A 14645-nucleotide genomic window follows, 5' to 3' on the forward strand; every position below is an offset into this window, starting at 1 on the left:
CTACTTGTTTCTCTATCGTCCGCTGGTTATATTAACTCATTATCATTCTTCTTCATTCTTACTTGTCGCTACGACAAATAGAAAGACAGGGGCCTTTATTTGTTTTTCTTGTATCCGTCTAATAAATTGGAAGACTTGTCTTTATTACTTTCTGAAGTACTAAAATCACGCCCCAAAAAAGTATTAGACCCTAGTATCATCCTTGTACCAAACCCCGGTATGCAGCACTGGCTTAGTTTAAAGCTTGCGCAGCAACTTGGTGTGAGTATGAATGTTTCCAGCCCTTTGCCAAGCCGATATATATGGGATCTCAGTCGACAAATTTTAGGAGAGGGAAAGGTACCTAAGCAAAGTCCATACAGACGAGAAGTATTATCATGGCGTATTTTTGCGTTGCTAAACAACAATACATTGATTGAAAATCACTATTTTAAAACGATTAAAAAATATTGGGCAAGCGATGATCCGGATACAAAGGAAAAACGGCAGTTTTGGTTTGCGCAACAACTAGCTGACGTGTTTGAGCAATACTTGGTTTTTCGACCCGATTGGTTACTTGCATGGGAAGCAAATGAGTTATTTCAAACCGAGACTGAATCCACTAATAAAATGCAGTTGTGGCAGGCATGGATCTGGCGAGAGTTAGTAAAAGAACAAAAATTTCATCCTGCTAATCTGCAAAGTATGGCAATAAACAGTTTGTTACATGAAGATATTTCATTACCAAAAGATATTTATGTATTTGCGCTTAATTCGATGTCTTCACTACATCTCAAATTTTTTGATGCTATTGCGAAACATACTCATGTGCATTTTTTCCAATTAAACCCCAGTGTTAATTACTGGGGCGACGCTTTGTCAGATAGAGCACTTGCATATAAACACCGACATGATGCTTTTGAAAAATCCTTATTTGAAGAACAAGTGCATCCTCTTTTACGAAATCTTGGTGGTCAAGGAAGAGACCTGAATAATTTATTGGTTGATATGACGCATCAAGAAATTGCATCATTTGATATTGAGCCTACTAGTGGGCGCGATGGTAGGACATTATTATCGTGTATTCAAGGGCAAATTCTTGATGGTGAAATTACCCAGCCGCCATTATCATCAGAGATTACAGAAAGCCCATATTACCCATCTATAGCAGTACATGCTTGCCATAGCGAAGTGAGAGAATTACAAGTCTTAAAGGATACATTATTGGCTCGCTTCGATGCAGATAAAAGCTTGCAACCAAGAGATGTACTTGTGATGTGTCCCAGTATCGAAAAATACTCACCTTACATCAATGCTATATTCACCCAATCACAGAATCAGAGCCTAAATATCCCTGTATCAATTAGCGATCGAAAGCCAATCGAATCAGAAATGCTAATTGTGGCTGTTTTGGGCATCTTAAAGATGGGTAACAGTCGTTTTGATGCAAGTACTATTGTCGACCTGGTGTCATTACCGTCGATTGCATCAAGGTTCGGTTTGGCAGAGCATGATTTGGATTTTTGTGCCACGTACCTCAAGCGGGCATGCATTATTTGGGGGCTTGATGATGAGCATGTAAGTAGTGCATTGGAAGTAAAGCTTCGAAATAACCAACATACTTGGGAAAAGGGACTTAAACGAATAATTGTAGGTTGGATAAATGCCCCTACTGATATTTTAGTTGATGATGTTGCCACATTAGGCTTTGTTGAAGGGCAAGCTACTAAAACGCTTGGTAGATTTATGCAAGCGATTGAACAAATCCATTTACTCGTGGCTGGATTATCTGAAAATAGAACACCGCGCCAATGGTCAGAATATGTGGCTTTATTGTTAGAGAACTTTTTTGCACCTCAACAAGAGGATAGTTTTGCTGTAAAGCTGTTGCAAAAAACACTCAATGATATTATTGAAAACACCGAATCGTGTCAGTTTGATACACCGGTGTCTCTATTTGTATTTGTTGAAAGTTTAGAAGCACTCTTGAGTATTCCAGAAACTAGGTCCCAGTTTTACGCTGGGAAAGTAAGTTTCTGTTCAATGTTACCGATGCGAAGCATACCATTTAAAGTAATAGCAATTTTGGGCTTAAATCAGTCTGAGTTTCCTCGTCAGGACTTACCCGCTGAGTTTAATTTAATGAATTACTTCCCAAGTATTAAAGGCGACCGCTCCCGTCGTGGAGACGACCGCTATTTATTTCTTGAATCAATTGTTTCAGCTCGACAATATTTACACTTGAGTTATCAATATAAAAAAATAAATGATAACAGCGATAGGCAGGCTTCATCTGTCTTAGCGCTTTTGATAGAGCATTGCCATGAGTACTTTGGAGAAGAGGCTTTACCCATTGTCAAACATTCTCTTCATCCTTTCAGTATTGAAAGTTTTGCTGAGGATAGAGCTTATTTGGGTTGCTATGAAGAGGGTTGGAGAACTCAGGCAAGTCATTTGGTAAAGCTAGCAATCACGCAGCATGCCGAACGCTCAGGGTATATTGATGGAAAAATTGCACCTGATCAAATTAAAGACATTAATTTACAAGATTTATATCAGTGCTTAAACAATAGTTTAGCATTTTATGTTAACCGGCATTTAAATTTGTATCTTTCTAAGCCTGAAGCAAGAGATTTTGCTGAGAACTATCAACTAAATGGCCTTAGCGAATACATGCTTAAAAAAAGCTTCAGTGAATTATGGCGCAATACTAAGCATAAAGAAGATCTAAGTAATGCAAAGCGTCGTGAAAATATCGCTTTTAATCAACAAATCGCCGCAGTAAGGCAATCGGGAGAATTACCTTACTATTTGGATATCGATTCAAGTTTAATAGACTATGCGGAAGAGGTTTTCAGTTGCCACAATTGTATTCTTCATGAAGGTGAAACACAAAGTTGCAGTGGCCAATTAGACTTAAATGGTTTTTCATTGAGCTACCACTTCGATTTTATAAAAGGAGCAGGAAGTAGGGCTGTCAAATATACTAATGGCAAACCTAAGATAAAGCACATGCTAATTTCATGGTTACAGTATTTGCTTTTATTAATGCATGACGAAACAGAAAAATATGCCCATGAAAATTTATCGATGCGCGTATATTTTACGCAAAAAATAGACAAGCCTAAGGCTAACGAAAAATATGCTGTAAAATATTACGAATGTCGCCTCAGTGACAAAAAAGATGCCCACAAGTGTTTATCAAATATTTTGCTTGTTTATGCAAAGGCTTATGCTTCGCCGCTAATATTAGATCATGGATTAGCAGAACAAATACTCGATTTTGAGTCCCCAGAAGACGCTTTAGCGAGTCCTGTTTTGAAGCTTTTGTGGAAAGAGGCATCACAAGCTGGCAATGATCATTCTAATAAGAGCTCACATCTACCCAATCCATATTTCGATCATCTGTTTAAGCAAATGCCAGAAATAGATATTGAGTGTCTACAAGCTTATTTCGATTGCTTTTATGATATGCAGCAGGGCGAAATTTTTGATGCTGTCGTTCCTCCACATTTAACACTCGTAGCACAAGCGATAGCAAATCCATGAAGAATCAATTAGACCCAATCAATATCCCTTTACAGGGTAAACACTTGATTGAAGCGAGTGCTGGCACAGGAAAAACCTATAATATCACTAGAATTTATGTGCGCTTGCTAATTGAACGAGCGCTCTCAGTGAAGCATATTTTAGTAATGACTTTTACTGAAGCGGCGACCGAGGAAATTCGCGAAAGAATCAGCAAGTTTATCGTTGAGTTGCTGCAAAATTGGGATACGGAGCCTTGTGACTTTAGCAAAGCCATGATGGCAAAGGTAGGAAGTAGTGAAGCTAAACGACGACTTGAAATAGCTCATTTAGAAATTGATCTAGCGGCTATTTTTACCATCCATAGCTTTTGCCAACGAATCATTAGCCGATTTGGATCGAGTATGTCAATTACTCAGCAATCTGAATTGCAAGATGATTTGCAGCATTTAACTCGTATTTGTACCCGTGAATGTTTGCATGCCCTTAGGGCAGACAAGCATGCTTATTCGATGATGCAAAATAAAGGGTGGCACAATCCAGAAAATTTTTTATTAGAATTTGGCGGTTTTATTGGCAAGCCGTATACATTGGAAGCCATTGATGAAGAGGAGTTGATCGCGTCTCAACATCGTTTGTTTGAATCTGTTTGGCAGTCTTTAGTGGAAAGCCGTGAGGCATTGCTCGCCTTACTAGAAGAATATGACGAATTATTTTTACAAGGTGTAAAAAGTAAGCCTTCAAAAATAAAAGTTGAGATTAATTTAACACGCAATTGGCTGCAACAAGATACGCTTATAGAATCTCCGTCCATCATACAACAGTGGCTGCTTGGCTCATTGAAAAATGAAGCTATATTACCCAGGTGCTTTACCGGATTGTTTACACCTTCTCGGCGAAAAAATATGCAACAAACAGGAGCACTTAGTGCAGACCTTGATGATATTTTGTTTGCTACCTTCGAGAAAATTAAAAGCAATATTCATGAAGCAGGCTTGTTGTATAAAAAAAAGAAAAAATTGCAAGAAAGTTTGGCGGCTTGTGAGTTAAATGAAGTGCTTGTGGAGACGCTCCATAAGATTAACTTCAAATTTGCAACGAGCAAAGATGAACAAAAAGTATTGGGTTTTGATGATTTAATCAGCTTGGTTGCTAAGGCAATGGAAACCGCAGATACAGAGTTATTAACTATTTTACGTACAGATTATCCGGTCGCCTTAATCGATGAATTTCAAGATACAGATGCACAACAATATTCAATCTTTTCAAAAATTTACAACACAAAAAACGCGGACCTATCGCATTTATTGTTAGTGATGATTGGCGATCCTAAACAGGCCGTATACTCGTTTCGTGGCGGTGATATCTTTACATACTTGCATGCCGCGCATGACGCCGATCATAGATGGAGTATGTCAACCAATTATCGGTCTAGTGCTAATCTGATTGATGCATATAATCGAATATTTTATGGAAAAGATATAAGTAATAAACGAGTGGCTTCATTTGAATTGTTTAATTTCAACATTGAATATAGGCCAGTAAATTCAGCAGGATTTACAAGTGATGAAATGGCCTTGATAGATACAGACGGCATGCATCAGCCTATGCTTTTTGTTTGCGCAAATGCGCCATTAGTTCGCACTGAAAGTCCTAAACAAGTATTTAAAGAAGCTTCTAAAACGCAGCAGCACTACGATATTTTGAATTGGTCTGCCCAGGAAGTAAAACGATTATTGACTCAGACTAAAATAAAGCTTTCTGGCAAGATGGAATCAAACACTTTACCTGAGCATATCGCGATTTTGGTCAGAAATGGAAATCAAGCGAAAATGGTCAAACGGGTATTTGACGAGCATCAAATAAAAACCGTTTATCTTAGCGAAAAATCGCCTTTATTTGAGAGCCAAGAAGCTTTACAAATATATTGGTTACTAAATGCCTTATACACGCCAACAAACGATAATATAAGACGCGCATTTTCGACGGGCTTAATTAGCGAAAATATTACGGTAGCAACGATCAATGCGATGCTCATTAACGATGATGCTGAAGAATGGGAAACAATTTATAAACGCGTATTAGACTTATGGGGGATATGGAAAAATAAAGGGATATTCGCGGTATTACAAACCTGTATACAGTCGCAGAATATTCAACATCAACAGCTCGAACGTTCCCTAACTAACTATATGCACCTTGCAGAACTGTTGGCGCAGGCAGAAATAAAAAATAAGGCGCCTATCAAGATAACGCAATGGCTACATCGTAAAATTTCTGAACCCTCGGCTGCTCAAGCCTCGCAATTGCGTTTGGAAAGCGATCAAAAACTCATTAAAATTGTTACTCAACACAAATCAAAAGGCTTAGAATATCCCATTGTCTTTATTCCTTTCGCCAATCACGTTACGTCTGTCAAACACCCTTATGCAATGAGTTTTCATCAAAGTTCCGACCAAGAAGACGATGCCTTTGGTGTACAAAACACTCATTATCAAATAGGAAAAACATTTGAATCTGCTAGATACAAAGAACAAGAAGTGCAGGCAGAAGAGATGCGCTTATTGTATGTAGCACTAACTAGACCAATTTTTAGATGCTATATGGGTATGACAAGTGCAAAATCGTTTAATCATAGCGCTTTAATGCGCGCGCTCAATATACGAGTAGAGCATGATATTGAAGAAGACAAGGGCATCAAATTAAGTCAGCAAATTAAGCAAAGTTTGCTCGGTAGCGAGGCGTTGTTTGCGGTTAAAATGACCAATGATGTGGCAAAACTAGTAGACACTTATACTGAAGAAACATCAATAATGCCTACCAACTTGAGTTTAAGCTCTCCCATTTGCAGTGATTGGCGGTTAACATCATTTAGTGGATTGTCGCGAAGTTTACACAACAAGCTTACATCTATAGTTGACGAAATTGAGCCATTTGAAATACCTTTAAGTGAAGATAAAGCCAGCACGCATTATGCTTTTACGTTTCCAAAGGGTCCCGATGCCGGAAATTATTTACATGATATTTTGGAAAACCTTAATTTTTCAGATCCCGACTATGAAACAGTATTTGGTCGATTAGCGATTAATAGGGTAAACAAAGAAAATATAGACTTCCTTCTATTAAAAAACTGGCTTGATGAAGTGTTAGGATATTCTTTTTATAACGAGACAATTAATAATAAGAGTTTTAGTTTGTCATCATTATTAGAGGGGGAAGTACTCAAAGAGAGTGAGTTTTATTACCCAATTAATAAACTAGCATTGACTGCGTTTATTGATCTTGTAAATCAGCATCGACATTCTTTGTCTCGGCATTTTCAACGTCAACTTCCTCAGCTGAGTGTTAACCAAGTGATGGAGCAAAACGACTTTTTTATAGAGGGGGCCATGCTAGAAGGAGCCATGCACGGTTTCATTGATTTGATATTTGAACGTGACGGAAAGTATTTTATTGCAGACTATAAGTCAAATTACATAGGGAGTGACAAGTCTGACTACACTGAACATAAGTTACTATTAGACATCACATTGCATATGTATGATTTACAATATTTAATTTATGCCCTTGCTTTACATCGTTATTTGCGCGCAAATATTCAGAACTATAATTTTAGCGAGCACTTTGGCGGCGTCTGTTATTTATATCTACGGGGAATGCATAGTCAAGGTGCCGATGCGAATCAGCCTACGGGTGTTTTTATGCATCATATTGATAAGAAAACGATATTTGCACTAGATACACTTTTTAAACAAACAAGCACTACCATAGACTCAACAAATCAAACTACCATTAGGGGAAATTCGCACTAATGAAAGGCATACCACCTGCGTTACCCTATAATGACAGTATTATATGCATGCAAACACTTCATGCCATTGAAGCCATTGATTATTTTTTCGCAAAAAACATTATAGAAGCACTATATGATTGGCGTTGCAATAATGCACAAAACCCACTTTCACAAGAGCAAGTGTGTCTTCTTTTTCATATATTTTTAGCCGTATCAGCTTATCAACGTGATGGTCATATCTGTATTCATATTAACGCACTAAGTGAAAAAAGATTTTGGAAAGAAGATAGCCAAGCGCAATCAGAACCCCATTCTCAAACAAAGCATGGTTATCATTTTCCTCATGAGACTGTGCTCAATGAGGCCTTGTCAACGATACAAGAATCGTTTAGGAATGAAGCGTATATCGTTATAAACGATGCATTTATTTATACAAAAAGGTATTGGTATTACGAATCTCAATTATGTGCTTTTGTTAAGGAAAAGTGCATACAGACACAAGCTCAGATGCTCAGTCCAACATGGATTGACCAAGCTTCAAGCTTGTTAGGATCGTTATTTCCTCAAACAGCAGTCAAAGATAATCACATTGATATGCAGCAATTGGCTACATTGAGTGCTTGTTTGTCTCGATTCTCCATTATCACTGGAGGTGCTGGTACGGGTAAAACATACACTATAGCCAGATTAGTTATGTTAAAAAGTATCATTGATGGACTAAAAACTGCACAAATAGAATTACTTGCACCTACCGGAAAAGCGGCAAACCGTGTTTTTGAATCATTTCAAAAAGAGCTTATACAATTAGAAATGACAGACGGTCTGCAAGGCATTGCAAGAGAGCTCATGCAAATTGAGGCAAAAACTATACATCGTTTACTCAAAATAGACCCAATTACCGGTCAAGCAAAATATGACCAACACAATCAAATTCAAGCGAAATTGGTGGTAGTTGACGAATCTTCCATGTTAGATGTGAGCATGCTGGTAAAACTGATACAAGCGCTTCGCAGTGACGTTACGCTTGTTTTGGTAGGTGATGCAAATCAGTTGCCTTCTATTGAGAGTGGAAGTCTTTTAGCCGACTTAGTGAATCATCCATTAGCCAAGTTTGATGAAGGAAAATGGCAGAAGTTAGCTGAAGTTATGCCAATTTTGACGAAAATAGATGCTTTTAATCGTAAAAAAATAGTCAGTTCAATTACAGATAGCCTTGGTTTTTTAAATAGGCTCACTCTATCTCGACGGAATAATCAAGACATCGGCCAGCTAGCAAATAGCATTCTTATGATGGATGTAAAAGCGTTTTCTAGTGCGCTTAAATTGCCCTCTGTAAAATACATGAATGTTAATAAAGAAAACTTCCCAGTTACACTTAAATACTATATTTCAGGTATTGTAGAGCAATATTATGCGCGCATTTATAGAGCCGAAAATGTTCAAGAAGCGTTTGCTATCTTGCAAGACTTTGTTTTACTTTCTCCTTTTAAGAAAGGTTATTTCGGGACCGATAACCTAAACAATATGATAGAAACTGAGTTAGTAAATCAAGCTCATATAAATGCTGTAAGTCGAATTTATCATGGTAAACCGATCATGATCATGAAAAATGATTACAAATTGGGACTATTCAATGGAGATGTAGGCATTATTTGGAAAAATAAAGAGAGTGGTTTGGCGGCTTATTTTTTACGCGAAAATAGTACATTCAAAAGCATTTCCATTTATAACTTAATGCATTTTGAAGCAACATACTCAATGACCATACATAAAACGCAGGGATCAGAATTCAACCGTGTTGCTGTAATTCTCCCTGAATACAATAAGGCATTCTTATCACAGCAATTGTTATACACAGCTGTTACCAGAGCGCGGACGGGCGTTGATATTTTAGCAAATAAAGAAGTGTTAATAGAAACTTTACAGCATAAATCAAAAAGAATTAGTGGAATTGAAGGACGACTAAGCTAATTCGTCGTTTCGTGCATTACCAATATCGTCGAAGGTAAATAAATGTTTACTATGATTCATGTCTTCTTCTAGAGCGACCAGCTTAATAGGTGTTTTTAAGAGCAGTTGATTTTTTTCCGCATGAATAAACTGAGCTGCCTCAGTATATATATTGTCATTAGAAATACATGCAAAACTTTTGATATCAAGGTAATTAACCCATCCAAGAATAAAGCCTGGCATCAATAGGCAACCAAGCTTGCTCTTAAGGGCTTCATTTACGGTCACAGAAAGTCCAAAGATAGGTTTCTCAGCGAGGGCTACCGTATTTTTACCGTCTACCACTAAGGTTAATTGCTTGGTATTTTTAAGCCGATGTAATAGTACTTTGTTAGGGTTTTTATTGCTGTTTTGCTCTGGCATCAGTATTTTTTATATCCACGATTTGTATAGGTAACAACAACACCGACTTTAATTAAAAAGTCTGAGTGAATAAATCTTACGGTACTGGTAATATAGTTTAGTATTAAAAATATTACAGATTTTCACGTCCTTAATGCATGATGCAGATCAATCTAAATCGATATAAGAGGTTCTCAAGTGGTAAAACTAGCTCCCCTACGCATATTCATTCTTATGTTAGTCTTTGTACCTTTCACGCAGACCTTTGCAAACAACCAAGGTAACGATGATTTTCTGCAAGACAAATCGGTGCAAAATGGTTTGCTTGATATTGTATATGATAAAAATCAAGACAAAGTGTTTTTGCGATTAAAAAGCACACAAATCGAACAATTGTTTATTTTTAAAAGTAGTCTTCCTCAAGGTATTGGGTCAAATGATATTGGGCTTGATAGAGGCCAATTAGCAGACACACGTTTGGTTAAGTTTCAGCGTTTTGGCAATAAAATTTTACTTAAACAATTGAATACAAAATATCGAGCCACAAGTGATAACATCGCGGAGCGCAAAAGTGTTGATGAAGCTTTTGCCGACTCAGTCATCGCTGGATTTGAATTAGCGCATGAAGAAGAAGACAAGCTGTACATCGACTACACTAATTTTTTGCAAACTGATATTCATGGTATCGGTGAGAGACTTTCAAGATCAGGTCAAGGAGGATATAGCATTGATAAAGGAAGGTCAGGTGTCTACCTTGCAAAAACCAAAACGTTTGAAAAAAATACAGAGTTAGAATCACTAATCACTTTTGCAGGTTCGCCAAAAGGGCAATATATAAGAGACGTTTCACCTGATGCTAAAAGTGTCACTGTGCATTTGCATCACTCATTTATTCAACTACCGGACAGCGATTATCGACCGCGATCGTTCCACCCTTATTCAGGCTTTTGGAAACATAGTTACATTGATTATTCTGTGCCGATAGATGAAGCCATGGAACAAAAATTTATTCCGCGTCATCGCTTGGCTAAACAAGACCCAAATGCTGCAATAAGTGAAGCGGTAGAACCTATCGTTTATTACCTCGACCCTGGCATTCCTGAACCTGTAATGAGTGCTTTGAAGGAAGGCGCCTTATGGTGGGATCAAGCTTTCGAAGCAGCGGGTTATAAGAATGCGTTTCAGGTGAAAGTGTTGCCTGAGGGCGCAGACCCGATGGATGTGCGTTATAACGTTATTCAATGGGTGCACAGAGCTACTCGAGGTTGGTCATATGGAAGTAGTGTAATCGATCCCCGCACGGGCGAGATAATAAAAGGACATGTGACACTAGGTAGCTTACGTGTTCGGCAAGACTTCCTAATTGCGAATGCGTTTACTTCGCCATTTGTTGATAGTGAAACTGAGGATACCCAAGCACAAATGCAATTAGCATTAAATCGCATTAGGCAATTATCTGCTCATGAAGTTGGGCATACCATTGGCATAGCACATAATTTTGCCGCATCTGAAAACAACAGAGCCAGTGTTATGGACTATCCGCACCCCTATATCAGCCTAGAAGCGGGTAAAATTAATCTGGCAGAGGCTTATGACTTAGGCATAGGTGAATGGGATAAGTATGTAGTTAAATATGGTTATCAGGACTACCCTGATTCTATAGATGAACAAAACGCTTTAATGGAATTGGTTGAGCAAACGCAAGCCGCAGGATTTTTATACAAATCTGATCCTGATGCACGCATTACTAAACGAGCGTCTGCAGACGGACACCTATGGGATAACGGCTCAAAGCCTGTGACTGAATTTGAGCGTTTTATAAAAGTGAGAGCGCATGCGCTAAATAAGTTTGGAGAAAATAGCTTACCAAAAAATAGTAATTATTCTGACTTAGAAAGGCGTCTAGTTCCTTTATATTATTCACACCGTTATCAATTAGACGCGCTAGTGAAACAGGTATCTGGCTTGCATTACCAATATTCTGTCAAAGGAATAGGACAGGCTCCCAACGTTATAGCGGTAGACGCTGATATACAGCAACAGGCACTTAAACTTCTCGTTTCTAGCGCAAGTGCTGAATTTCTTACGCTATCGAATGACATACTAAAGCTTATACCGCCAAAAGCATATGGTAGCACTCGAACACGCGAGAGTATGCCATCGAGAATGGATACCGCCTTTGATCCGATAACTGCAGCTGAGTCTATCTCCGGGTATACCTTGAATATTTTATTGCAAAGTGAAAGGCTAAATCGCTTAGCATTTCAACATAGCCAGAATAGTGACATTCCTTCAGTCAAACAAGTCAGCAATCATATTTTTAGTGAGTTGATTGAGACAAACTCTATCTCTCCATTAGAGCAACGTATTCAAAAAGTCGCTTTGTCGGTTTTCTTTGATGTGTTGAGTGATGAAGAGTTGAGCGCAGAAGCTAAGATGAGCATGTATGAAGTACTGATTGATTTTGAGAAATGGTTGCAGAAAAATAGCAAACGTACTCGCAATAAAGTCATGCTTAAACATCTCAAGCAATATTGGGCTACAGGCATTTGGGCTCTCAACATTAACATAAAACCTTTGCCTCCAGGTTCTCCTATTTAGACAATGATCAAACAAGTAGTAAGCCTTTCTGGGCTGCTACTTGTCTTATTATTTATATGACACGGCTATACCGCATTTTATGTCTTTCATGACCTATGTGTGCATCAAAGTTAATGCAGATATTTCGTATAAGTAAACGACCTTTTGCATGCACATAAATAGCATCTTCGGTTTCACTCAGTAGCCCATCTTTTACTAATGGAACAAGTTCACTCAATGATTTTGCAAAATAAACATCAAAGTCAATTTGATGTAGTTTAGAGAAGGCATTTTTATCGACATAAAAATTACACATTAATTGTTGAATTAGACTACGTCTAATTTCATCGTCCAAGCTCAAGATCAAGCCTTTATCTAATATAGAAACATCTCTATCTATTGCTGCGTAATATTCGTTTAAGTTTTTGACATTCTGCGCATATGAACGGCCCAAGCTACTAATTGAAGAAACCCCTATACCCAAAATACAGTTTGATTTATCGGTAGTATATCCTTGAAAATTTCGATACAAACGTTTTTCTCGAGCTGCAACACATAACTCATCTTTGGGTTTTGCAAAATGATCCATGCCAATAAAGTGATACCCCTGCTCAATTAAATTAATTGCTAAATAGTTAAATAAAGTAAATTTTTGTTCAGTGTCAGGGAGCCATTCGTCTTTTATTTTGCGTTGAGCAGCAAACAATTTAGGCATATGAGCATAACTAAAGAGTGAAATACGATCAGGGTCTAGGTGTTTTATTGCCCTTAGGGTTTGTTTCAAGCTTTCGATGTTTTGTCCGGGTAAGCCATAAATCAAATCTACATTAATTGAAGCAAAGCCGAGTTGTTTTGCTCTATCAATTAAAGATATTAGTAGAGCTGTACTTTGAACCCTATTGATTTTTTCTTGCACACTTTTATTTACATCTTGGACACCAAAACTTAAGCGGTTAAATCCCATTAAAAAAAGGTCTCTAAGAAAATTATTGGGCAAATTACGAGGGTCAATTTCAATACTTTGATCTAAGTCTTCGGATAAAGTAAATTTCTTTGAGATAAAAGAGAGTAAACCCGCTAACTGTTTTGGGCTAAGAAAACTAGGTGTACCGCCACCAAAATGAATTTTATCTACTGTAAAATCAACAAATAATTGGCTGCGCTGCTGAATTTCTTTTTTAAGATAGTGTAAATATCTTTCTAATTTGTCATTGTTCCGCGTGACTATTTTGTTGCAAGCACAGTAATAACAAAGGCTATGGCAAAATGGAATATGAATATAAAGAGATAGACTGTCTTTAGCACCAGTGTGACGCAACTCCTCAACAGAGCATTTAAAATCGTTTTCATTAAATTCGTGGGTAAAAGAAACTGCCGTCGGATACGAGGTGTATCGTGGGCCAGAGGTATTATATTTCTGCAACAAAGTAAGGTCGCATATTTCATTTATTTTGATATCAGTACTTGTTTTAAGTGCTGGGTTGCTTTCATCATGGTTTGTTCTTTTAGCCACCACACTCATCGGGTTTATATTGTCAGTTGTCAAACTCATGTGTCTTTCTCGTTTTGTTTTAAATTATGCTGAACCCAAAGTTTACTGCAATTGCAGGATACAAAAATTGATCTAGCTTAAGTTTTTATACAAGTAATGAATAAGCGTATATCAAAACAATTAATTACTCTTATTTGCTAAAACCGATTAGCCTAGGTTGTGATATTTTACAAACGAGGATTTCCATTTTATGGCGCAATTGTTTTTAGTCAGACATGCACAAGCTTCCTTTGGTGCCGAAAATTATGATGAGTTAAGTGCATTAGGGCATGAACAATCGTCTTTATTGGGTGAATATTTTGCGCAACGCCAACAGGAGTTTGATTTACTTGTGACGGGCGCCTTAAAACGACAAATTCAAACAAGTGAAGGTATTTTAAAGCATACAAAAGCTGAACACATCTATTCAGATTCATGCTGGGATGAATTTGATTTTGATCTTATTGTACGCACATACTTAACTCACTACCCAAAGCAAAAGCCAAGCCCCAATGCACCAAGAAGCGAATGGTACAAAGTACTTCGCAATGCAATGATTGCATGGTCAAAATCCGAATTAGATATTACTCAAGGCGAAACGTGGCAAGCTTTTTGTTGTCGAGTCGAGCAGGGCATGCAGCAAATAAAAGAAAGTCGAGCCAAGCGTGTACTGGTAGTCAGTTCTGGCGGGACGATGGCCATATTCTTAAAAACATTATTAAATACGTCAGTTGAACAAGCCGTAGCATTAAATTTACAAATCAAAAATACAAGTCTGAATGAGTTTTTCTTTAATAAAAATGGATTTCAACTTAGTTGTTTTAATCACGTACCACATTTAGATAATAAGCAGCATCAAGACAAAATTACTTATAGTTAATA

General features: G+C 37.6%; 7 protein-coding genes. 5 read left to right on the top strand and 2 right to left on the bottom strand.

Going from position 1 to position 14645, the window contains the following annotated elements; genetic code table 11:
• The first annotated feature begins 108 nt into the window (after positions 1-108).
• The 3 genes from recC to recD are packed head-to-tail and all read left to right on the top strand — an operon-like array spanning position 109 to position 9271.
• Positions 109-3528 (top strand): exodeoxyribonuclease V subunit gamma, encoded by a 3420-nt coding sequence (gene recC / locus RM552_RS04345; RefSeq protein WP_311368274.1) that lies wholly within the window; start codon positions 109-111, stop codon positions 3526-3528.
• Positions 3525-7319: an exodeoxyribonuclease V subunit beta gene (gene recB / locus RM552_RS04350; protein ID WP_311367555.1), complete on the top strand. Its 3795-nt coding sequence runs from the start codon at positions 3525-3527 to the stop codon at positions 7317-7319. The genes recC and recB overlap by 4 nt, the downstream gene beginning before the upstream one ends.
• The gene (gene recD, locus RM552_RS04355) at positions 7319-9271 is read left to right on the top strand and encodes an exodeoxyribonuclease V subunit alpha (protein WP_311367556.1); all 1953 of its coding nucleotides are present in this window, start codon (positions 7319-7321) and stop codon (positions 9269-9271) included. Before recB ends, recD begins: the two co-directional genes overlap by 1 nt.
• On the opposite strand, the gene RM552_RS04360 is transcribed toward recD, so the two are convergent.
• Complete coding sequence (locus RM552_RS04360; protein WP_311367557.1) at positions 9263-9673, bottom strand: hypothetical protein; 411 nt, start codon at positions 9671-9673, stop codon at positions 9263-9265. The genes recD and RM552_RS04360 overlap by 9 nt on opposite strands.
• 213 nt (positions 9674-9886) lie before the next feature.
• Here RM552_RS04360 and RM552_RS04365 point away from each other — a divergent pair, with 213 nt between their 5' ends.
• Complete coding sequence (locus RM552_RS04365; protein WP_432277193.1) at positions 9887-12253, top strand: zinc-dependent metalloprotease; 2367 nt, start codon at positions 9887-9889, stop codon at positions 12251-12253.
• Positions 12254-12305: 52 nt separating this feature from the next.
• Here RM552_RS04365 and hemN read toward each other — a convergent pair whose 3' ends face one another.
• A complete protein-coding gene (gene hemN / locus RM552_RS04370) occupies positions 12306-13784 on the bottom strand; it encodes an oxygen-independent coproporphyrinogen III oxidase (protein WP_311367559.1) in 1479 nt (492 codons plus the stop codon).
• Positions 13785-13974: 190 nt separating this feature from the next.
• Here hemN and RM552_RS04375 point away from each other — a divergent pair, with 190 nt between their 5' ends.
• Positions 13975-14643, top strand: coding sequence for a histidine phosphatase family protein (locus RM552_RS04375; protein WP_311367560.1), 669 nt, complete (start codon positions 13975-13977; stop codon positions 14641-14643).
• The last annotated feature ends 2 nt before the right edge of the window (positions 14644-14645 follow it).

The sequence above is a fragment of the Glaciecola petra genome, from assembly GCF_031846345.1.
In the GTDB taxonomy this organism is placed as follows: domain Bacteria; phylum Pseudomonadota; class Gammaproteobacteria; order Enterobacterales; family Alteromonadaceae; genus Glaciecola; species Glaciecola petra.